Source organism: Streptomyces sp. NPDC104381 (assembly GCF_055583745.1).
In genome coordinates, this window is the sequence record NZ_JBVJNK010000007.1 from 67,035 (window position 1) to 87,008 (window position 19,974).

General features: G+C 72.5%; 19 protein-coding genes. 8 read left to right on the forward strand and 11 right to left on the reverse strand.

Going from position 1 to position 19,974, the window contains the following annotated elements; all coding sequences use genetic code 11:
• The first annotated feature begins 144 nt into the window (after nt 1–144).
• Genes ACZ607_RS24635 through ACZ607_RS24645 form a run of 3 tightly spaced genes read left to right on the forward strand, consistent with a single transcriptional unit; the run spans nt 145 to nt 2,625 of the window.
• Nucleotides 145–510 carry a YbjQ family protein gene (locus tag ACZ607_RS24635; protein ID WP_124277608.1) on the forward strand — a complete coding sequence of 122 codons (366 nt, stop codon included), beginning with the start codon at nt 145–147 and terminating at the stop codon, nt 508–510.
• 47 nt (nt 511–557) lie between these two features.
• A complete protein-coding gene (gene wrbA, locus ACZ607_RS24640) occupies nt 558–1,190 on the forward strand; it encodes an NAD(P)H:quinone oxidoreductase (protein WP_469737862.1) in 633 nt (210 codons plus the stop codon).
• Between the two features lie 10 nt (nt 1,191–1,200).
• Nucleotides 1,201–2,625 carry a glutamate decarboxylase gene (locus ACZ607_RS24645; RefSeq protein WP_469737864.1) on the forward strand — a complete coding sequence of 475 codons (1,425 nt, stop codon included), beginning with the start codon at nt 1,201–1,203 and terminating at the stop codon, nt 2,623–2,625.
• Between the two features lie 20 nt (nt 2,626–2,645).
• On the opposite strand, the gene ACZ607_RS24650 is transcribed toward ACZ607_RS24645, so the two are convergent.
• The 5 genes from ACZ607_RS24650 to ACZ607_RS24670 form a co-directional block, all read right to left on the reverse strand.
• Nucleotides 2,646–3,452, reverse strand: coding sequence for an ABC transporter permease (locus ACZ607_RS24650; RefSeq protein ID WP_469737866.1), 807 nt, complete (start codon nt 3,450–3,452; stop codon nt 2,646–2,648).
• Nucleotides 3,449–4,411 carry an ATP-binding cassette domain-containing protein gene (locus ACZ607_RS24655; RefSeq protein WP_469738536.1) on the reverse strand — a complete coding sequence of 321 codons (963 nt, stop codon included), beginning with the start codon at nt 4,409–4,411 and terminating at the stop codon, nt 3,449–3,451. The genes ACZ607_RS24650 and ACZ607_RS24655 overlap by 4 nt, the downstream gene beginning before the upstream one ends.
• Nucleotides 4,412–4,496: 85 nt before the next feature.
• On the reverse strand, nt 4,497–5,138 hold the full coding sequence (locus ACZ607_RS24660) for a PadR family transcriptional regulator (protein ID WP_469737868.1): 642 nt from the start codon (nt 5,136–5,138) through the stop codon (nt 4,497–4,499).
• A 75-nt stretch (nt 5,139–5,213) separates the two neighbouring features.
• Entirely contained in the window at nt 5,214–6,671 is a 1,458-nt protein-coding gene (locus tag ACZ607_RS24665; RefSeq protein ID WP_469737870.1) for an aldehyde dehydrogenase family protein, read from the reverse strand.
• A 54-nt stretch (nt 6,672–6,725) separates the two neighbouring features.
• Nucleotides 6,726–7,589, reverse strand: coding sequence for a helix-turn-helix domain-containing protein (locus ACZ607_RS24670; RefSeq protein WP_469737872.1), 864 nt, complete (start codon nt 7,587–7,589; stop codon nt 6,726–6,728).
• A gap of 362 nt (nt 7,590–7,951) precedes the next feature.
• Here ACZ607_RS24670 and ACZ607_RS24675 point away from each other — a divergent pair, with 362 nt between their 5' ends.
• A complete protein-coding gene (locus ACZ607_RS24675) occupies nt 7,952–8,500 on the forward strand; it encodes an ATP-binding protein (protein WP_469737874.1) in 549 nt (182 codons plus the stop codon).
• Between the two features lie 99 nt (nt 8,501–8,599).
• On the opposite strand, the gene ACZ607_RS24680 is transcribed toward ACZ607_RS24675, so the two are convergent.
• Nucleotides 8,600–8,842, reverse strand: coding sequence for a DUF397 domain-containing protein (locus tag ACZ607_RS24680; RefSeq protein WP_382987068.1), 243 nt, complete (start codon nt 8,840–8,842; stop codon nt 8,600–8,602).
• 277 nt (nt 8,843–9,119) lie between these two features.
• Between ACZ607_RS24680 and ACZ607_RS24685 the strand changes: the two genes are divergently transcribed.
• Entirely contained in the window at nt 9,120–9,623 is a 504-nt protein-coding gene (locus tag ACZ607_RS24685; RefSeq protein WP_469737876.1) for a hypothetical protein, read from the forward strand.
• A 12-nt stretch (nt 9,624–9,635) separates the two neighbouring features.
• On the opposite strand, the gene ACZ607_RS24690 is transcribed toward ACZ607_RS24685, so the two are convergent.
• The 3 genes from ACZ607_RS24690 to ACZ607_RS24700 all read right to left on the reverse strand — a co-directional run bounded on the left by ACZ607_RS24690 (nt 9,636) and on the right by ACZ607_RS24700 (nt 13,987).
• Nucleotides 9,636–11,717 (reverse strand): FUSC family protein, encoded by a 2,082-nt coding sequence (locus ACZ607_RS24690; RefSeq protein WP_469737878.1) that lies wholly within the window; start codon nt 11,715–11,717, stop codon nt 9,636–9,638.
• Between the two features lie 77 nt (nt 11,718–11,794).
• Entirely contained in the window at nt 11,795–12,967 is a 1,173-nt protein-coding gene (locus ACZ607_RS24695) for a DUF2786 domain-containing protein (protein WP_469737880.1), read from the reverse strand.
• A 90-nt stretch (nt 12,968–13,057) separates the two neighbouring features.
• Nucleotides 13,058–13,987, reverse strand: coding sequence for an NADP-dependent oxidoreductase (locus ACZ607_RS24700; protein WP_469737882.1), 930 nt, complete (start codon nt 13,985–13,987; stop codon nt 13,058–13,060).
• Between the two features lie 133 nt (nt 13,988–14,120).
• On the opposite strand from ACZ607_RS24700, the gene ACZ607_RS24705 reads away from it, so the two are divergent.
• Complete coding sequence (locus ACZ607_RS24705) at nt 14,121–15,827, forward strand: bifunctional 3'-5' exonuclease/DNA polymerase (RefSeq protein ID WP_469737884.1); 1,707 nt, start codon at nt 14,121–14,123, stop codon at nt 15,825–15,827.
• An 83-nt stretch (nt 15,828–15,910) separates the two neighbouring features.
• Here the strand turns inward: ACZ607_RS24705 and ACZ607_RS24710 are convergent, their stop codons facing one another.
• Nucleotides 15,911–17,278 carry an alpha-lytic protease prodomain-containing protein gene (locus ACZ607_RS24710; protein ID WP_469737886.1) on the reverse strand — a complete coding sequence of 456 codons (1,368 nt, stop codon included), beginning with the start codon at nt 17,276–17,278 and terminating at the stop codon, nt 15,911–15,913.
• 181 nt (nt 17,279–17,459) lie between these two features.
• Between ACZ607_RS24710 and ACZ607_RS24715 the strand changes: the two genes are divergently transcribed.
• Nucleotides 17,460–18,515: a DUF2804 domain-containing protein gene (locus ACZ607_RS24715; protein WP_469737888.1), complete on the forward strand. Its 1,056-nt coding sequence runs from the start codon at nt 17,460–17,462 to the stop codon at nt 18,513–18,515.
• 37 nt (nt 18,516–18,552) lie between these two features.
• On the forward strand, nt 18,553–19,233 hold the full coding sequence (locus tag ACZ607_RS24720; protein ID WP_469737889.1) for a phosphotransferase: 681 nt from the start codon (nt 18,553–18,555) through the stop codon (nt 19,231–19,233).
• Nucleotides 19,234–19,325: 92 nt separating this feature from the next.
• On the opposite strand, the gene ACZ607_RS24725 is transcribed toward ACZ607_RS24720, so the two are convergent.
• A complete protein-coding gene (locus tag ACZ607_RS24725; protein ID WP_469737891.1) occupies nt 19,326–19,970 on the reverse strand; it encodes a response regulator in 645 nt (214 codons plus the stop codon).
• Between the last annotated feature and the right edge of the window lie 4 nt (nt 19,971–19,974).

Below are 19,974 nucleotides of genomic sequence, written 5' to 3' on the forward strand. Positions count from 1 at the left end.
CGGGCTCCAGGGTTGGTCGGTGTGCGCGGCTGCGTGGCCGCCCCAAGCTATCAACGCTGCGGCGGACCCCAGGGTTCCACTGGCGTAAGCAAGGATGCGCGCGGCACGAACCGGGGCAAAGCTTTCCGCAGGAGGTGCCACAACATGGGCATTGAGGACTACGGCGGCGGACAGACCTCACAGGCGGACGTCCTGGTCGTCACCACGAACGACGTACCCGGCCATCAGGTGACGCAGGTCATCGGTGAGGTGTTCGGCCTCACGGTGCGCTCCCGCCACCTCGGCAGCCAGATCGGCGCCGGTCTGAAGTCGATGATCGGCGGCGAGCTCAAGGGGCTGACCAAGACGCTCGTCGAGACCCGCAACCAGGCGATGGAACGGCTCGTCGACCAGGCCCGGGCACGCGGTGCGAACGCGGTCCTGATGATGCGGTTCGACGTGAGCGAGGCGGCGGACGTGGGCACCGAGGTCTGCGCCTACGGCACGGCGGCCGTGATCAGCCCGTCCTGACCGGCTCCCCCGACCCCCCTCTTCCCCGGTCCCCCGGAGGCCCCCTCATGCCCACACCCGTCAACGTCGCCGTCATCTACTACTCCTCCACCGGCACCGTCTCCACGATCGCGAAGGCCATCGCGAAGGACGCGGAGACCGCGGGAGCCCAGGTACGCCTGCGCAAGGTCGCCGAGCTCGCCCCGCGCGCGGCCGTCAACGCCAACCCGGCCTGGGCCGAGCACGCCGAGGCGACCGCCGACATCCCGGAGGCCACGCCCGACGACATGGTCTGGGCCGACGCGGTGATCTTCGGTACGCCCACCCGGTACGGCAACGTCAGCGCCCAGCTCAAGCAGTTCCTCGACACCCTGGGCGGTCTCTGGCAGGCGGGTCAGCTCGCCGACAAGGTCTACAGCGGCTTCACCGCCAGCAGCACCGCCCACGGCGGCCAGGAGTCCACCCTGCTGGCGCTCTACAACACGATCCACCACTTCGGCGGCGTCCTGGTCCCTCCCGGCTACACGGACGCCTCGAAGTTCGTCGACGGCAATCCGTACGGCACCTCCCATGTCTCCGGCCAGGGCGACATCCCCGTCGGCACGCAGACCCTGACCGCCGCGCGCGTCCAGACCGAACGCGTCGTGAAGTTCACCCGGGCCCTCAAGGCCGGACTCGCGGCCGAGAGCGCCGAGAACTGAGGAGTCCCCCATGCCGCTCCACCAGGGTTCGCACGGCAGGGCCGCCCCGTCCGACGAACACCGCAGACTCGCCCTCAACCCGTTCTTCGGAGAGGCCGACCCGACCGCGCCGATGGTCTCGGCGCCGCCCACGCACCGCCTCCCGGACGGACCGCTGCCGCCCTCGACGGCCTACCGGCTCGTCCACGACGAGCTGATGCTCGACGGGAACTCCCGGCTCAACCTCGCGACCTTCGTCACCACTTGGATGGAGCCCCAGGCCGGTGTGCTGATGGGCGAGTGCCGGGACAAGAACATGATCGACAAGGACGAGTACCCGCGCACCGCCGAGCTGGAGCGCCGGTGCGTGGCGATGCTCGCCGAGCTCTGGAACGCCCCCGACCCGGGGTCGGCGGTCGGCTGCTCGACCACGGGGTCCAGCGAGGCCTGCATGCTGGCGGGGATGGCGCTGAAGCGCCGCTGGTCCAACCGGAACGCCGACCGCTATCCCGGGTCCGCCAAGCCCAATCTGGTGATGGGCGTCAATGTGCAGGTCTGCTGGGAGAAGTTCTGCACGTTCTGGGAGGTGGAGCCCCGGCAGGTCCCGATGGAGGGCGAGCGTTTCCATCTGGACCCGCAGGCGGCGGCCGAGCTGTGCGACGAGAACACCATCGGTGTGGTCGGGATCCTCGGCTCCACGTTCGACGGGTCCTACGAGCCGATCGCGGAGCTGTGCGCGGCGCTGGACGACCTCCAGGAGCGCACCGGCCTCGACATCCCCGTGCATGTGGACGGGGCGTCCGGGGGGATGGTCGCCCCGTTCCTCGACCCGGACCTGGTGTGGGACTTCCGGCTCCCCCGGGTCTCCTCGATCAACACCTCCGGGCACAAGTACGGCCTGGTCTACCCGGGAGTGGGCTGGGCGCTGTGGCGCTCACCGTCGGAGCTGCCGGAGGAGCTGGTCTTCCGGGTCAACTACCTGGGCGGCGACATGCCCACCTTCGCGCTGAACTTCTCCCGGCCCGGCGCGCAGGTGGTCGCGCAGTACTACACGTTCCTGCGGCTGGGCCGGGAGGGTTACCGGGCCGTCCAGCAGGCCTCCCGGGACATCGCGGGGCGGCTGGCCACGGGATTCGAGTCCCTGGAGGACTTCCGGCTGCTGACCCGGGGCGACGAGCTCCCGGTGTTCGCGCTGACGACGACGCCCGAGGTGAAGGCGTACGACGTCTTCGACGTGTCGAGGCGGCTGCGGGAGCGCGGCTGGCTGGTGCCCGCCTACACCTTCCCCGCCAACCGCCAGGACCTCTCGGTGCTGCGGGTCGTCTGCCGTAACGGCTTCTCCTCGGACCTCGCGGAGCTGCTGCTGGAGGACCTGCGCGGGCTGCTCCCCGAACTCCGCTCGCAGGCGCACCCGTTGCACCGTGACCGGGCGGTCCAGACGGCCTTCCACCACTGAGGGGCCGCCGGGGCCGGTGGTCAGCGGCTGAGGCGCGCGAACCTCCTTACCGCCAGCGGGAGGAACACCGCGGTCAGCGCCACCGGCCAGAGCACCGCGAGCAGTTCGGCGTGTTCGGCGGCCCAGGTGCCGGTGCTCCCGCCCGGGTTGCCGAACAGCCCGCGTACCGCCGTCGCCGTGGCCGACATCGGGTTCCACTCGACGACCGCGCCCAGCCAGCCCGGCATGGACTCCGGGGAGGCGAACACGTTGGAGAGGAAGCCCACCGGCCAGACCAGGATCTGGACGGCCTGCACCATCTCCGGCCTGCCCGCCACCATCGCGAGCTGGATGCCGGCCCACAGCATCGCGAACCGCAGCAGGAGCAGCAGTCCCAGCGCGGCCAGTGCGGCGGCCGTGCCGTTGTGCCAGCGCCAGCCGAGGGCGTGGCCGACCCCGGTCATCACCGCGAGTGCGGCCACCGACTGGAGCATGTCGGCGGCGTTCCGCCCGGCCAGGACCGCGCCCGAGACCATCGGCAGGGAGCGGAACCGGTCGATGACGCCCTTGTTCAGGTCCTGGGTGACGGCGAGCATCGTGCCCTCCAGGCCGAAGGCCATGGTGAGTGCGAGCATGCCGGGCACCAGGAACTCGGTGTTGTCGCCGTCGATCCCGCTGCCGCCGCCGACCAGGTAGTTGAACATCAGGAGCAGCATCACCGGGAAGACCAGGCCGACGGCCACCTGGACCGGCTGCCGTGCCCAGCGCGCCAGTTCGCGCCGGGTCATCGTCCAGGAGTCGGTCAGCGCCCAGCCGAGGCGCCCCGGCCCCGCCGTCGTCGCACTCATGCCGCCACCTCCGTGTCCAGGGGCGTGCGGGAGCCGCCGCCCGTCCCGGTGAGAGCCAGGAACACCTCGTCCAGCGTGGGGCGGCGCACCGCGATGTCCTCCGCCTCGATGCCCGCGTCCTCCAGCGTCCGCACCGTCCTGGTGAGGGCGCGCATGCGGTCCGGGGCGGGGGTGCCGAGCAGCCGCCGGTCCACGTCCACGGTCACCCCGTCGCCGAGCAGCGCGGCGGCCTCGCCGAGCCGGCCCACGTCACGGACGACCACATCGACGCGGTCACCGCCGACCATCGCCTTCAGTTCGTCGGCCGTCCCCTCCGCGATGACCCGGCCACCGTCGATCACCGAGATCCGGTCGGCCAGTTGGTCGGCCTCCTCCAGGTACTGCGTGGTCAGCAGGATGGTCGTGCCGCCCGACGCCAGGGACCGCACGGCGCTCCACACCTCGGCCCGGCCGCGCGGGTCGAGTCCGGTCGTCGGCTCGTCCAGGAAGAGCACCTCCGGGTCGGTGATGAGCGACGCGGCCAGGTCGAGGCGCCGCCGCATGCCGCCGCTGTACCGCGCGACCGCCTTGCGCCCGGTGTCGGTGAGCCCGAACCGCTCCAGCAGTTCGTCGGCCCGCAGGCCCGCCCGGCGCGCGCCCAGGTGGTGGAGCCGGCCGAACATCTCCAGGTTCTGCCGGCCGCCGAGCTCCTCGTCGACCGCCGCGTGCTGTCCGAGCAGCCCGATCCTGCGCCTGACCTCGGCGGCTTCGGACCGTACGTCGAACCCCGCCACCTCCGCCCGCCCCCCGTCGTGCCGGAGCAGGGTCGTCAGCACGCGTACGGCCGTGGTCTTGCCCGCCCCGTTGGGGCCGAGCACCCCGTGGACCGTTCCGCCTCGCACGGCCAGATCGAGGCCGTCCAGGGCGCGCTTGTCCCCGTACCGCTTGTGCACTCCTTCGACGACGATCGCGTCGCTCACGGTGTCCACCAGCCCATCCCCTCATGTAGTCAAACTTGACTAGCGGGCCAAAGGTAAACCCCTCGATGCCATTAGTCAAACTTGATCAGTCGGTGTCCCCGGGGTCGGCGACCCCGGTGGCGTACGGGTTCTCCTGCCCTTCGGAGAGCACACCGACGAACGGCTCCCCCTCACCCGCGAAGGTGTACGCCCCCGCCTCGATCCGCGCGATCAGGCCGAGGGTCCACTCGGCCCCCGCGTCGGCGGAGTGCACCCACATGTTCATGATCTCGCCGATGTGACCGAGCGACTCGGGGCCGTCCGCCGGGGTGTAGTGCTCGGTGACCGAGGCCCGCCAGCCCTCGATGGCGGCGACACGGTCCCGCAGGAGCGCCACCGCCTCGGCCCGCTCCAGGTCGACGATGAAGCCGAGGGCGGCCGAGAGCACGTCCACGCTCTGGTCGTACGAGGTCAGCGAGGACCGCAGCAGGGTGTAGTACTCCTCGGTGCCGCGACCGGTGATCTCGTACTCGGTGCGGGGCGGGCCGCCCGCCGTGGACGGGGCGACCTCATGGGCGAGGAGCAGTCCCTGCTTCGCCATCTGCTTGAGCGCGTGGTAGATCGACCCCGGCTTGGCGTTCGACCATTCGTCGGCGCCCCAGTACTCCAGGTCGTTGCGCACCTGGTAGCCGTGCGCACGTCCGTGCTGGCGCACGGCGCCGAGGACCAGGAGACGGATCGCCGACATGCCACTCACCCTTTGTAGTCAACTTTGACCAGGGTAGCCCGCGCCGGAATCCGCGCGTCAGCCGGAACCCGCGCGTCAGAAGGGGAAGACCGTCCGCCCGTGCTGCACCGAGATCCACTTGCGGGTGGTGAACGCCTCCACGGCGGCCTCGCCGTTCAGCCGTCCCATCCCGGACCTCTTCTCGCCGCCGAACGCGACCGCCGGATCGTCCTGCACGGTGGCGCCGTTGACGTGGAACATCCCGCCCTTGATGCGCCGGGCGAACCGCACGCCCCGCTCGGCGTCCGCCGTGTGGACGGCGCCACTCAGCCCGTAGGGGCTGTCGTTGACGATGCGTACGGCGTCGTCCTCGCCGTCGAACGGCACCAGCAGGGCGACGGGCCCGAAGATCTCCTGCTCCAGCAGGGGCGAATCCTCCGGCAGCCCCGTCAGCACGGTCGGCTCGACGAGGTTGCCGCGCGTCCGGCCCCGCACGAGCGCGGTGGCGCCGGCCTCGACCGCCCCGTCGACCAGCGCGGTGAGCGCCTCCGCCTGGAAGGCGCTGACGACCGGCCCGATCTGCGTCTCAGGGTCGCGCGGGTCCCCGGACACGAGGGCGGACACCGCGGCGGTGAACCTCGCGGTGAACTCCTCCTCCACGGCCCGGTCCACCAGGATCCGGTTGGCGGCCATGCCGACCTGCCCCTGGAACAGGAAGCGGCTGTAGGCGGCCGCCCGCACCGCGTGGTCCAGGTCGGCGTCCTCCAGCACGACCAGAGCGCTGTTGCCGCTCAGTTCGAGGATGGTCCTCTTGAACAGCCCGGCGGCGACGGCGGCGACATGACGGCCGACCCGGTCGGAGCCGGTGAACGAGATCACCTTGGGCACGGGGTGCTCGATGAAGGAGTCGCCGATCTCGGCGCTGTCGGTGATCAGGACGTTGAGGAGGCCCGCGGGCAGCCCCGCGTCCTCGAAGATCCTGGCGACCAGGCTCCCGCCGGCGATCGGGGCGTTCTGATGGGGCTTCACCACGGCCGCGTTGCCGAGCGCCAGCGCGGGGGCGACGGTCTTCATCGTCACCAGGAAAGGGAAATTGAAGGCGCTGATCACGCCGATGACCCCGACGGGCAGCCGGTAGACCCGGTTCTCCTTGCCCTCCGCGAGCGACGGCAGCAGTTCGGCCGAGAGGCGCACCGTCCGGCCCGCGGCCTCACGGAGGAACTCCTGGGCGGCCCGCACCTCGAATTCGGCCCTCGCCCTGGTGCCCCCGAGTTCATCGATGATCAGCTCGGTGATTTCCCCGGCACGCTCCCCGACGAGCCGCACGGCGTTCTCCAGAACGGCCCGCCGCCGATAAGCACCGGCGGCCGCCCATTCCCGCTGTGCGCGTTCGGCGGCACGGTAGGCCAGATCGACTTCCGCCGCGGTCGCCACGGTGATGGAGCAGAGTTTTTCGCCGTTGTAGGGATTGAAATCAATGATGTCCCACGCACCGTTGCCGGTCAGCCACTCGCCGTCTATGTACTGGCAGGCCAGTTCACTGGGGAAGGACATGCAATCCCTTACTGCAGGCGCAGACTCCTGTCGGTCAGCCATCGTACTGGCGAATCACGTCAGTTGAAGGAGACCCCGGAGAAGATCCCGGCTCTCCTCGGGGCCCGGACTGTCCTCGTGGAGCCGGACCATGGCCCTTTCGTACTGGGCGACTTCTTCCGCCTTGTCCAGATAGAGCGCACTTGTCAGCTGCTCCAGATAGACGATGTCCGACAGATCGGATTCCGGAAAACGCAGCATCGTGAATGCCCCGCTCTCACCGGCATGGCCACCGAAGCTGAAGGGCATCACCTGAAGAGTGATATTCGGCTGCTCCGACATGTCGATCAGGTGCCGCAGTTGCGCACGCATCACCTCGCGCCCGCCGTACGGGCGGCGCAGCGCCGCCTCGTCGAGCACCGCGTGGAAGCGGGGGGCGCGCTCCGAGACGAGGGCCTTCTGCCGTGCGAGGCGCAGCGCGACCCTGCGGTCGACCTCGGCCGCCGGGGCCCCGGGCATACCGCGCGCGACCACCGCATGGGCGTACGCCTCGGTCTGCAACAGCCCGTGGACGAACTGGACTTCGTAGATCCGGATGAGCGAGGCCGCTCCCTCCAGACCGATATACGTCTGGAACCAGCCGGGCAGCACATCGCCGTAACTGTGCCACCAGCCCGCCACATTGGCCTCACGGGCCAGGCCGAGGAGTGAATCCCGCTCCGCCTCGTCCGTGACTCCGTACAGCGTGAGCAGGTCCTCGACGTCCCTGGCCTTGAAGCTCACCCGTCCCAACTCCATGCGGCTGATCTTCGATTCGGAGGCGCGGATGGAGTAGCCGGCCGCCTCACGGGTGATGCCGCGCGACTCGCGCAGACGCCTGAGCTGTGAACCCAGCAGGATGCGCCGCACCACAGAACCACTCGACTCGCCTGCCGACACCGGCTTTCCCAACCCTCCCCATCGCTTCCCGTGCTTCGGGGTCCCCCCGAACCCCGGAGGCGGATTCTGCCACCAAAACGCTTCAGCCCGTACTCATTCGATTACAGAGATGGCAAGACTTTCCGAAAGCTTCAAAACTGTGAAGCGGAAGAAATCGCTCGAACCGTCACGCTACCGGGCAGACCTCGCGCGTGCACGTGCATCTGCCCTTGCATCTGCCCTGCGCATTCGGAACCATGGTCCCCGCGCACCTGCGTGCTCGTTCGTGTTGTGCCGCTGTACCCCCGCAGTGCCCGCTAGAAGCAGTGCCGCTACAGCCGCGAATCCCGGGAGTGCCTCGTATGGGGACGAATGGATCGACGATGCTCGAGCCGTTACGGCAGGGGCTTCCGCCCATCGACCCCTCGGCGGTCGCCGGCACGGCTACCTGCACGCTGCCGGCCCGGTACGAGGCGGTGGGCGGGGCGCGCAGGTTCACCCGTACGACGCTGACCTCCTGGGATCTGGACGGCCGCTTCGACGATGTCGCCCTGGTCGTGTCCGAGCTGGTCACCAACGCGCTGCGGCACGCCCTTCCGGCCGAGCCCGCACGGGAGCGCCAGGACTGTTCCGTACGGCTGCATCTGATGCGCTGGTCCTCGCGGCTGGTGTGCGCCGTGCGCGACCCCAGCCAGAAGGGGCCCGTCGCGGGCGAGGCGCCGGATTCCGCCGAGTCCGGCCGGGGGCTGTTCCTCGTGGAGTCGTTCAGCGACTGCTGGGGCTGGCACCCCTCGCCCGTACCGGCCGGGGACACTCCCCCGGACGGAGGGCTGGGCAAGGTGGTGTGGGCCCTGTTCCGGCTGACGGAGCACCCCGGGCACTCCGCGCCCGAACGCCTGGTGCCCGTCGACGCGTTCCCCGACAGCCTGTGACGGCAGCCGCCGGTTCCCTGCCCCACCGGCGGCGCACATCAGTACGTGACGGCGCGCGCATCGGCGCGCCGGCGTGCGGCCGGGGCGGTGGTGCGCCGCTCAGGCGCCCGCGGCCAGGTGGTCGAACTCCCCGTCCTTGACGCCCAGCAGCAGCGCCTCGATCTCGGCCGGTGTATAGACCAGCGCGGGCCCGTCCGGGTGGCGCGAGTTCCGCATCGCCACATTTCCGCCGGGCAGTTTCGCGAACTCCACGCACGATCCTTGTGAGTTGCTGTGTCTGCTCTTCTGCCAGACGACCCCGAGAAGCTCTGTGGCCGCCATGCCGTTGTACACGTGGTGCACAGGACGCTCCCCGAGTTGCAAGGTGCAAGTGTCAACTAGCTCGGATCATAGCTGTGTTCATATGCCAATGCATGAGCAGATGCACGTGCACGCCGGGTGCGCACGTGATTACAGTTTTGGCGCTGATCCACTCCCCCGCGCCTTCACCCGTCCGCCATCTCTATGAGGAACAGACGCACGGCGCCTCAATATGGCTCCCACTTCCCCGAGTTGTTCTGTTCAGTCCTGGTAGCTTGGCGCCGTCTTCCGGCAGTGAATCCACAAGGGGGAACTCCATATGGACGCGATGGACGGGATGAACAGGCTTCCGCGCACCGGCGTCCTCGCCGCCGCCGGACTCGTCGCCGCGCTCACCCTGACCGCCTGCGGCGGCGACGAAGTCTCCGCGGACAGGACCCCGGACACCGCGACGGCCTCGGCGCCGACCACCCCACCGGTGTCCGGCGCCGAGAGCGGCGCGGCCGGTGGCGCGGACGCGGCGGCGCTGGAAGGCACCTGGACGGGCACGTCCGACGGCCTGCCCGTCGCCCTCTCGGTCACCTCGGGCAAGGTGGCGCTCTCGGCCGGACGGCACATCTGCCAGGGCGAGGTGAAGGACATGGGCGAGGTGATGCTGGCGCTGAAGTGCCACGACGGCGACACCGCCCGCACCATGGGATCCATCGGCTCCAACGACGGCGAGAAGCTCGTCATCTCCTGGGCCGCGGGGGCCGAGGACACCCTGAAGAAGGCCGACGCCTCAGGGCTGCCGACGGATCTGCCGGAGCTCCCCGCCCCCTGACGAGCCCCCCCCTCACGCCCGCCCGCTGCTGATCTCCAGCGCCCGCGAGAAGTCCTCCAGGGCGTGCAGCAGCAGGGTGGCCCCGTTGCGTACGAAGGAGTCGGGCGGCGGCCCCTCGGCGGCGTCCCTGCGGGCCAGCGCCTCCCTGACCGGGCCCCAGTCCGGGATCCGGCGCTCCCGTACCGCCTTGGCGCCCTCCTCGGTGGCCCTGCGCAGCGCGTCGGCCAGCCCGACGGCCTCGGGGACGGGGTTGGCGGAGGCGGCGGGCAGGTGGGCCTCCATGAGCATCGCGACCCGGCCGAACTGGGCGAGCGCGTCCTCGGCGTCCGCGGCGGAGGTCCGGGAGATGCCCCGGTGGCGTACGGGCTCGTGCCGGGCCGTCTCCAGCGCCTCCTGCCAGGTGACGCGGGCCTCCCGGGTGGTGAGCAGCGCGGTGCGCACGTCGTCCAGGCTCCTGGAGGCGGGATCGGCGTACCGGTCGAGGACCGTGGCTGCGTAGCGCCCGTCCGTGACCAGCCACTTGGCCAGCCGGTCCCGCAGCCGTGGGGTCTCCCAGGCCGGGTAGACGGCGTACGCCAGCATCGCGAGCAGTCCGCCCATGAGGGTCAGCACGACCCGCTCGGGCACGGTCTGCGACCAGTCGTCGCCCGCCATCCCGAGCAGGAAGACGACGTAGGCGGAGACACATGCCTGGCTCACCGCGTATCCGGTGCGCATCAGCAGGTACATCAGCGCGGCGCTGACGACCGCGAGCACGGCGGAGAGCTCCGCGTTCGGGTGGGCGGCCTGCACGATGCCGGTGGCGACGGCCACGCCGATCACGGTGCCCAGGAAGCGGGCCACGGACCGCGAGTACGTCTGGGTGAACTCGGGGCGCATCACCATCACCGCGGTCATCGGCGCCCAGTATCCGTGGCCGAACGGCAGCACCGCGCCGATGAGGTAGCCCGAGGCGGCCACCGCGGAGACCCGGATCGCATGGCGCAGGATCGTCGAACCTCGGCGCATCTCACGGCGCATCGAGCCGTAGACGACGGGGACCAGGCGCAGCAGGGTGGGCCTGCGGCGGTGCGGGACGAGCGGCTCGCCGGGCGTCCGGTCGTCCGTGCCGGTCCCCTCGGCGATCTCGATGACGTCGGCGAGCAGGGAGGCGAGCCGGTCCGCGGCCCTGCGGGGCGGGCCGGTGAGGATCACCTCCGTGTCGGGGGACTTCAGTACGGAGAGCGCCGTCTCGTCCAGCTGCACCGGGTCGCCGAGGCGGATGGCCCGGGCCGCCGAGTCGAGCAGTGATCCGGCGGCGCCGAGGATCTCCCAGGTCCAGTAGCGTTCCGGGCCCTCGGGCGGCACCCCCAGGGCCGGATCCGCCAGCGAGGCGAGGACGGGCCGCAGCCGTTCGGCGACCCCGCGCGCGCCGTGCAGGTCGGCGGGGCGGCGCCGGGCCTGGCGCGGGGTGACGGCGGCGGCGTTGCGCGCGGTCATCAGCGGCACGGGGTCGAAGGGCGCCACCGGGTCGTCCCGCAGCCGGCGGGCGTAGTCGGCCACACCGGTCAGGGCGTCGGCGAGCGCGTCGCGCTGGGCGCCCCATCGGCGGATCGGGAACAGCACGATCAGCGCCGCCTGGACGAGTCCCCCGACCGCCATCATCGCGGCGTGGGCGGCGGCGTCGGCGACCGAGGTGGGCAGCGTGATCGTCACCAGCATGATCGCGACGTTGGAGCCCGCGATGATGCCGCCCGTCGGGCCTGCCGCCCAGGCCATCCCCGCGGCGAACGTCCAGAGGATCAGCAGGGCCAGGAACAGCACGGTGTGCGACACGGTGACGTAGCCGACGAACGTCGACACGGCGAGACTCGCCCCGGAGACCAGCGCGAGCACCGGCCTGGGGCGCCAGCTGCGCTGGAAGGTGGCGATGGCCGCCTGGTACGCGCCGAACGCGGAGCCCGCGGCGATCACCGGGCCGAAGAGGAACAGGCTCATGCCGACGACGAGGGCGAGACCGGCCGCGCCGCGCAGCGCGATGAGCGGTTCGAGACGCTGCCGCTCGATCGACAGCCCCGAGCGGGCCGTCTCTCTCAGCGCCCGGAGCCAGCTCATGGGGTGAGCCTAGCGGGACCACCGGACAAACCCGACTTATGCCGCTCTTCCGGTCCGGCCGGGACGTACCGGCCCTCCTAACGGCGGATTTCCGGCCCTCCCCGGCCCACCCTGGCCCGGTCGGCCGCGGCCGTGCCATGGGTCCAGCCCTCGGCGTCCGTCGCCCCGCGCAGCCGGGTCGTGGTGGTCCGGGGGAACATCTGCTCCGCGGTGTCGGTGACGGCGACGTCCCGGGCCGCCAGGACCGGCAGGAGCGCCCCGGTGTCGCCCCGGTCCCCGGCACCGGGCTCCGCGCCGGCCGCGGCGGTGACCCGCTCGGTGTCCGCCGCGAGACGGCTGCCGAGGCGCTGGGCGTACGCCATCAGGAACGACTGCCGGAAGGTTTTGGTCCGCTTGCGCCCTCCGGCGCGCTGCCCGGCCTCCGCCTTGGTCATCGCGGCGGTGCCCTGCACCAGGAGGGAGGTGAAGAGCAGCTCCACGGCCTCCAGGTCCGGCTCAAAACCCACGACCGTGGTGAAGCCGAGCTCGCTGTTCCACACGGCACGGCAGCGGTTCGCGACGGCGACCGAGTCCAGCAGGACGGCCTTCGCGCTCTCGTACGGGGCGTCGACTCCGATGCGTACGGCCCCCGGGGTGTCGGCGCTGTGCGTACGGGCGGCGAGGAGCGCCTCGTCGATGCTGTGCCGGGCCATCAGCTCCTGCGCCTTGGTGGTGAGCGCCTCGGCCTCCTCCGGGAAGCCGGTCGCCTCCGCCTTGGCCAGCAGCGCCCTGATCCTGGTCAGCATCCGGGGCTCGCCGTGGACCGGCGGCCGGTGCGGGGCGTCGGCCGCCGTACCGGGCACCGGGCCCACCGGCTCGATGACGGGGAGCCGCAGCAGCAGCCGGTAGAGCTCCAGGAGTGCGGAGGCGTACGTGAAGCGGTCGGGCCGGTTGCGCGGCGCCGGGGCGGGCAGGGCCGCGAGCTGGTCGGCCCAGCGCGGGGGCAGCGCGCCGTAGCCCGCCGTCTCCCCGGTGATCAGGGCGGAGACCAGTGCGGCCCCGGGCTCGTCCAGCTCGCGCCGGACGGTCCGTACGACGTCGGCGGGCTGCCAGCCGCGTGTCCAGGCCCGCCGGACGAACTCGTGGCCCCGGCGGTGCAGCTCCTCGTCGGCGGAGGGGTCCGCGGCGAGGAGGGAGGCACCGGTGTCCAGGCCCGCGTCGCCGTCCGAGTACAGGGCCGCGGCGCACGCCCGGTCGATCACCGATTCCATCCGTCCAGCGTAGGCGGCGGCCGGGGGGCCAGGTCACCGCTCCCCGGGCGGCACTCGGTGCCCCGGGACGTTCGGTTCCCCCCGGGGCGCTCAGTGCTCCCCGGGGAGCAGGACGAGCTTGCCGCGTACGTGTCCCGCCTCGCTCAGCTCCTGCGCCCGCGCCGCGTCGCCCAGCGCGAACGTCTGCTCGACGGGGATCCGCAGGCCGCCGACCGACGCCGCCTCCGCGTACTCCGCGAGCCGCCTGCCCTCGTCAGGACCGCTCCCGCCGCCCGCCGAGAAGGCCACCCCGTAGTGGGCCGCGTCCGGGTCGGCGATCGTGACGACCCGGTCCGGCGTGCCGCCGCGCAGCTCCACCGAGTCCGCCAGCGCCCCCTTGCCCGCCACGTCGAACACCGCGTCCACACCCTGCGGAGCGGCCTCCCGCACCCGGTGCACCAGCCCCTCCCCGTACGCCACCGGGACGGCGCCGAGCACCCGCAGATAGTCGTGGTTGGCCGGTGAGGCGGTCCCGATGACGGTGGCGCCCCGGGCGGCGGCCAGCTGGACGGCGGCGGAGCCGACCGCCCCGGCCGCCCCGTGCACCAGCAGCGTCTCGCCCGCGGAGACCGCGAGCTCGTCGAGCACCCGGGTGGCGGTGGCGGTGGCCATGGGCAGCGCGGCCGCCTCCGCCCAGCCGAGGCCCTCCGGCTTCGGCGCGACGGCTCCCACGTCGGCGAGGACGTACTCCGCGTACGCACCGGTCGCGCTCCGGCCCAGGACCTCGTCCCCGACCGCGTACTCCGTCACGCCCTCGCCGGTCTCGTCGACGACCCCGGCGAACTCGCTGCCGGGTGTGGCGGGCAGCGGGGTGGGGAACGCGGCCTCCATCCAGCCGTTGCGGATCTTGTGGTCGACCGGGTTCACCCCGGCGGCCCTGACCCGCACCCGGATCTGCCCGGGGCCGGCGTGGACGTCCTCGACCCGGGTCAGGCGCAGGACCTCGGGGCCGCCGAACTCCTCGTACACGATCGCTTCCATCACCGTCTCCTCCGCCGCCTGCCGTGTTCCCGGTACGCGCGGCGCGCACCGCACCTCCGATCCTCGCGGCAGTCGGACGTGCCCGCCCGGTGAGCCGGGGCCCGCTGTCAGTGCCGGGTGCAAGACTCGGCCCATGACCGAACGTTGGGCTCTGGCCACCGCGGAAGGAGGCGGCGCACTCCTCGCGCCGCTGACGCGCGACGGCCTGCCCGCCGGTCCCGTGCTGGCCGAGCCCGACCTCGTGGAGTCCGTTCGCTCCCGCCCCGAGGTGGCCCGCTGGGTCTGGCGCTCGACCGCCGGGATCTACCCCCGGCTGCTCGCCGCTGGCGTGCGGGTCGAGCGCTGCTACGACATCGAGTGCGCCGAGCTGCTGCTGCTCGGCCACGAGGGCCGGCTCGGGGAGCCCCGCTCGGCCGCGGCGGCCTGGGCCCGGCTGCGCAACGCCCCGGTGCCGCCCGACCCGCCGCCGCGCTCGGCGGAGCCCGGCTCCCAGTCCTCCCTCTTCGAGGCGCACTCCGGCACCGACCTGCCGTTCGAAGCGCTGCTCCAGGTCTACGCCGAGCAGCTGCGCCGCCATGACGCGGCGGAGCACCCCGGCAGGATGCGGCTGCTCACCGCCGCCGAGTCCGCGGGCATGCTGGTCGCCGCCGAGATGAACAGATCGGGCCTGCCCTGGCGCGCCGATGTGCACCGCGAGGTGCTCGACGGCCTGCTCGGCGAGCGGTACGCGGGTGGTGGCGAGCCCCGCAGACTGGCCGAGGCGGCGGACGAGGTCTCGGCGGCGTTCGGCAGACGCGTGCGGCCCGATCTGCCCGCCGATGTGGTGAAGGCGTTCGCGCAGGCCGGCATCAAGGTGAAGTCGACCCGGCGGTGGGAGCTGGAGGGGCTCGGGCACCCGGCGGTGGAGCCCCTCATCCGCTACAAGAAGCTGTACCGCGTCTGGACGGCCCACGGCTGGAGCTGGCTCCAGGACTGGGTGCGCGAGGGCCGCTTCCGCCCCGAGTACCAGCCGGGAGGCACGGTCAGCGGGCGCTGGACGACCAACGGCGGCGGGGCTCTGCAGATCCCCAAGGTGATACGCCAGGCGGTCGTCGCCGACGACGGCTGGCGGCTGGTCGTGGCGGACGCCGACCAGATGGAGCCGCGCGTGCTGGCCGCGATCTCCCGCGACCGGGGTCTGATGGAGGTGGCCGGGCACGAGGGCGACCTCTACAAGGCCCTGTCCGACCGGGCGTTCCACGGCGACCGCGACCACGCCAAGATCGCGCTGCTGGGCGCGATCTACGGGCAGACCTCCGGTGACGGCCTGAAGAACCTGGCGGCACTGCGGCGCCGCTTCCCGCTCGCCGTGGCGTACGTCGACGACGCGGCGAAGGCCGGCGAGGAGGGCCGTCTCGTCCGCACCTGGCTGGGGCGCACGAGCCCGCCGGCGGCCGGGGCGGGCGAGGACGGCGAGGCGGGCATCCCGCAGGAGAGCGAGGAACCGACGGCCGGGGAGGACACCGGCACCTACGGCTTCACCCCGGGTTACGCCTCGTCGAACGCCCGGGCGCGGGGCCGCTTCACCCGTAACTTCGTGGTCCAGGGCAGTGCGGCGGACTGGGCGCTGCTGCTCCTGGCGGCGCTGCGTCGCACGCTCGCCTCCGGAGGGATGCGCGCGGAGCTGGTGTTCTTCCAGCACGACGAGGTGATCGTGCACTGCCCCGCCGAGGAGGCGCCCGCGGTCGTGGCGGCCATCCGCGAGGCGGGGGACCTCGCCGGACGGATCGCGTTCGGGGAGACGCCGGTGCGGTTCCCGTTCAGTACGGCGGTCGTGGAGCGCTACTCGGACGCCAAGTAGCCCTGGCCGACGGGCAGTGCGCGCCCGGGCCGGGACGGGGCCAGGACCGGGCGCGCGCTGCCGCCTCCGACTACGGAGGACCGTCAGATCCGCTGCCAGAGGGCGGGCACGTTCGGCGGCTGCCAGCCGGGCTGGGCCTGGTGCCCCTGGAGGCAGCGGTAGCTCGCCCCGCCGTACGTCACCACCGCGCCCGCGGCGTACGTCGTGCCCGCGGCCCAGGTGCCGCCCGGCTCGGTCGGCGGGTCGGTCGGGTCGGTGGGCGGGTCGGTCGGCGTACCGCTGGTGACGAGGGTCAGGCCGTAGGCGGCCAGCGCGGGGTTGACCGGCTGGTAGTACGTCGTACCGCCCTGGGAGCAGTTCCCGGAGCCGCCGGAGGTGACGCCCTGCGCCTGGCTGCCCGAGATGAACGAGCCTCCGGAATCGCCGGGTTCGGCGCAGACGCTGGTGCGGGTCACCCCGGAGATGGTGCCTTCCGGGTAGGTGACGCTGCTGTTGTGCTGCTGGATCGTGCCGCAGTGCCAGCCCGTCGTGGAACCGGAGCGGCAGACCGAGGAGCCCACCACCGCCTGGGTGGACCCGGTGACCGTCACATCGCCGTTGCCGTATCCGTTGACCAGGGCGCGGGGCGTCCAGTTGGCGTTGGTCGCGACCCAGGCGTAGTCACGGCCGGGGAAGGTGGATCCCTGGAAGGAGCCCTGCGCCTGCTGGTTGGCGCCGGTGGTGGTGACGCCCGGCGTTCCGCAGTGCCCGGCGGTGACGAAGCCGTTCTGGGTGCCGCGCCTGACGGGGAAGCCGATGGAACAGCGGCCCGTACCGTTCATGTAGTACGCGTCGCCACCGCGCAGGTCCGCGTAGGCCCGGGGCTGTTCCGAGGAGAGGCCGACCCGCACCAGGCCGCGGGGTATCCCGGCTTCGGCGATGAAGCCGTCCGCCGCCGCCGTACGGGCCGCGTTGACGACCAGGCGGTTGGCGCGCACGTCGACGTACCACGAGGGCACGTCCTTCGGTGCCTTCACCGACGCCATCGCGTCCAGCGCCGCTTTGGCGGCGTCGAGGCGGTCCAGGCTGTGGCGGACGACCTCGGCGCGGGCTCCCGCGGCCGTGATCCGGGCGATGTCGGCCCGGTCGGTGGTGGCGACGGTGAGGACGGCGGAGCCGTCGCCCAGCCGGGCCCCGGCGAAGTCCGCGCCGAGGGACTTCTCCAGGGCGGCCGCGACGGCCGCCGCGCGGTTCTCTTCCGCGATCCGGGCCCTGGCCTCACCGGCGTCGAGGCCGAGGTCACGGCTCATGGCGTCGAGCAGTCCCGGCGACAGCTCTGCGGCGGCGGGTACGGCGCTGCCGGCCTGGCCTGCCGAGGCGATGCCGGTCCCGCCGGCCAGGGCGAGCGTGCCCACCGCCACGGCGGCGGCTCCTGCGGCGAACACGCGTCTGCGGAGCAAGGTCGTCTCCACGTCGGTCTCCTTGGGTTCGGGGGGCCGGGCTCCGGGGGAGCGGAACCCGGGGCGGACTGCCGGAAACGTAGCCGCGCGCGGACCCTCCGCAGGAGATCCCGTCCACCCCCTCCCACCGCGTTATGGGGCACGCCCCGAGCCGTGCCCGGGCGGGGCAGCGTGCCGCCTATAGGCTCCGGTCATGGCGACGCACGAGCACGAGATCACCGAGCCCGTCGACCTCTGTCTGCCCGACGGCAGTCTCGATCCGGCGGCGATCGGCTGGTCGCGGAAGCCGCTGCACCGGGCCAATCTGCGGGGCTGGGGCCGGACGAAGCGGTGGGAGTACTGGTGCGTGACCACGCCCACCCATCTGGTGGCCCTCACCGTGAGCGACCTCGACTTCCTGGCGCTGAACGCGGTGTACGTCCTCGAATTCGGCCCGGGCGGCCGCGAGTTCGAGCGCTCCTCGATCGTCCCCGTCGGCCGTGGAGTGCACCTCCCCGACACCATCGCCGGGGCGCCGGGCTCGGAGGACGTCGTCGTCGGCCCCGCCCGCCCGACCGGGGGCAAGGTGCGCATCGAGATCCGCGACGAGAACGCCGGCACGAGGCTGCGCGCCCGCTGTCTGACCCCGGAGCGACTGCCCCTGGAGGTCGACATCCTGGTGCAACGGCCCGAGGGGCACGAGTCGCTCTCGGTGGTCGTCCCGTGGAGCGAACAGCGCTTCCAGTACACGTCCAAGCACACCGCGCTCCCCGCCACCGGCCGGGTGCGCATCGGGCGGGAGATCCTCACGTTCGGCAAGGAGCCCGACCAGACCTGGGCCGTCCTGGACCACGGCCGTGGCCGCTGGCCCCGTACGGTCGACTGGAACTGGGGCGCGGCGTCCGGGCGTACGGACGGGCACACGGTCGGCCTCCAGTTCGGCGGGCGCTGGACCGAGGGCACCGGCTCCACCGAGAACGCCCTCTGTGTGGACGGCCGGCTCACCAAGATCGGTGAGGAGCTGGACTGGCGGTGGTCGGTCTCCGACGCGCTGGCGCCCTGGACCCTCCGTACGCCCTCGACCGGGCAGGTGGACCTGACGTTCACCCCGTTCCACAACCGGGCCGTGCACACGGACGTCGGTCTGATCGCCAACCGCACCGACCAGCGCTTCGGCCACTACGACGGCCGGATCCGCACCGACGACGGCGAGGAGATCGCCGTGGAACACCTGCTGGGCTGGGCCGAGGACGTCCACATGCGCTGGTGAACTCCCCAGGGCGGGACGGCGCGGGTAGGTTGCCCCCATGCATATAGGCCCGCTCATGGGCTCGGGACGCACCGCCGACGTGTACGCACTCGACGGCCCCTGGGTCCTGCGCCGCTACCGCGACGGCATCGACGCCGCCGGTGAACTGGCCGTGATGTCGTACCTCGCGGCCTCGGGCTTCCCCGTCCCGCGCATCGGGCCCCCGGCCGAGGACGCGCGGCCCACGGACCTGGTGATGCGCCGGCTGACCGGCCCGACGCTGGCCGAGGCGCTGGTGGCCGGCACGACCACCGAGGCGGAGGGGGCGGAGCTCCTGGCGCGGCTCCTGCGGGAGCTGCACGCGATCCCTCCGAGGCTCTCCCAGGACCCCGAGGACCGGATCCTCCACCTGGACCTGCACCCGGAGAACGTGATCCTGGCCCCCGGGGGCGCCGTGGTGATCGACTGGCTGACGGCCTCCGAGGGGCCGCCCGCGCTGGACCGGGCCATGAGCGCGCTCATCCTGGCCCAGGCGGCCCTCGACCCGTCGTTCCCCGCCCGCGCCGAGGCCAGGGGCCTGCTGGCGGCCCTGCGCCCGGCGTTCGCGGACGACGGCGGGGTGCCCGCCGAGGCGCTCGCCCGTGCCACCGCCCTGCGCGCCGACGACCCTCGGCTCACCGCGGACGAGAAGGCGGTGCTGGACGAGGCGGCGGAGCTGGTCGCCTCACTGACGGGCTGACGGGCCGCGTCCAGTCCGGCGGGGCGCTCCCGGGGGCGCGGGCACGCCCGGGGGCTTGGGCACGCCCGGGGGGGCACCCCCCGCAGCCCGGCTCACTTCCTCAGATAGGCGAGTACGGCCAGGACCCGGCGGTTCGTCGCGTCGGTCAGGGAGAGGTCGAGCTTGGTGAGGATCGAGCCGAAGTGCTTGCTGACCGTTCCCTCACTGACCGTCAGCGCCTCGGCGACCGACGCGTTCGAGCGCCCCTCGGCCATCAGGGCCAGCACCTCCCGCTCGCGCGCGGTCAGCCGCGACAGCGGGTCGCGGCGGTGCCTCAGGAGCTGGCGTACGACTTCCGGGTCGACGACCGTGCCTCCCTCGGCGACCCGCTGGAGCGCGTCGACGAACTCCTCGACCTTCCCGACACGTTCCTTGAGGAGGTACCCCACTCCCTCTCCGTCGCCGGAGTCGAGCAACTCCTCGGCGTACGCCCGCTGGACGTACTGGCTGAGGACCAGCACCGGCAGCCGGGGCCGGGTCTCGCGCAGGGCCACCACGGCCCTGAGCCCCTCGTCGGAGAAGCCGGGCGGCATCCGTACATCCGTCAGCACGATGTCCGGGGCGTGTGCGTCGACGGCGGCGGTCAGTTCGCCGGCCGTACCGACGGCGGCCACCACCCGGTGGCCGAACCTCTCCAGCAGGCCGACGAGGCCCTCCCTCAGGAGCACACTGTCCTCGGCCAGCACGACGCGCAGCATCCAA

What these genes read in the sequence shown, in the direction of transcription:
- ACZ607_RS24635 (WP_124277608.1), top strand. Translation starts at nt 145, where the DNA reads ATGGGCATTGAGGACTACGGCGGCGGACAGACCTCACAGGCGGACGTC.
- wrbA (WP_469737862.1), top strand. Translation starts at nt 558, where the DNA reads ATGCCCACACCCGTCAACGTCGCCGTCATCTACTACTCCTCCACCGGC.
- ACZ607_RS24645 (WP_469737864.1), top strand. Translation starts at nt 1,201, where the DNA reads ATGCCGCTCCACCAGGGTTCGCACGGCAGGGCCGCCCCGTCCGACGAA.
- ACZ607_RS24650 (WP_469737866.1), bottom strand. Translation starts at nt 3,452, where the DNA reads ATGAGTGCGACGACGGCGGGGCCGGGGCGCCTCGGCTGGGCGCTGACC.
- ACZ607_RS24660 (WP_469737868.1), bottom strand. Translation starts at nt 5,138, where the DNA reads ATGTCGGCGATCCGTCTCCTGGTCCTCGGCGCCGTGCGCCAGCACGGA.
- ACZ607_RS24665 (WP_469737870.1), bottom strand. Translation starts at nt 6,671, where the DNA reads ATGTCCTTCCCCAGTGAACTGGCCTGCCAGTACATAGACGGCGAGTGG.
- ACZ607_RS24675 (WP_469737874.1), top strand. Translation starts at nt 7,952, where the DNA reads ATGCTCGAGCCGTTACGGCAGGGGCTTCCGCCCATCGACCCCTCGGCG.
- ACZ607_RS24685 (WP_469737876.1), top strand. Translation starts at nt 9,120, where the DNA reads ATGGACGCGATGGACGGGATGAACAGGCTTCCGCGCACCGGCGTCCTC.
- ACZ607_RS24690 (WP_469737878.1), bottom strand. Translation starts at nt 11,717, where the DNA reads ATGAGCTGGCTCCGGGCGCTGAGAGAGACGGCCCGCTCGGGGCTGTCG.
- ACZ607_RS24695 (WP_469737880.1), bottom strand. Translation starts at nt 12,967, where the DNA reads ATGGAATCGGTGATCGACCGGGCGTGCGCCGCGGCCCTGTACTCGGAC.
- ACZ607_RS24700 (WP_469737882.1), bottom strand. Translation starts at nt 13,987, where the DNA reads ATGGAAGCGATCGTGTACGAGGAGTTCGGCGGCCCCGAGGTCCTGCGC.
- ACZ607_RS24705 (WP_469737884.1), top strand. Translation starts at nt 14,121, where the DNA reads ATGACCGAACGTTGGGCTCTGGCCACCGCGGAAGGAGGCGGCGCACTC.
- ACZ607_RS24715 (WP_469737888.1), top strand. Translation starts at nt 17,460, where the DNA reads ATGGCGACGCACGAGCACGAGATCACCGAGCCCGTCGACCTCTGTCTG.
- ACZ607_RS24720 (WP_469737889.1), top strand. Translation starts at nt 18,553, where the DNA reads ATGCATATAGGCCCGCTCATGGGCTCGGGACGCACCGCCGACGTGTAC.
- ACZ607_RS24725 (WP_469737891.1), bottom strand. Translation starts at nt 19,970, where the DNA reads ATGCTGCGCGTCGTGCTGGCCGAGGACAGTGTGCTCCTGAGGGAGGGC.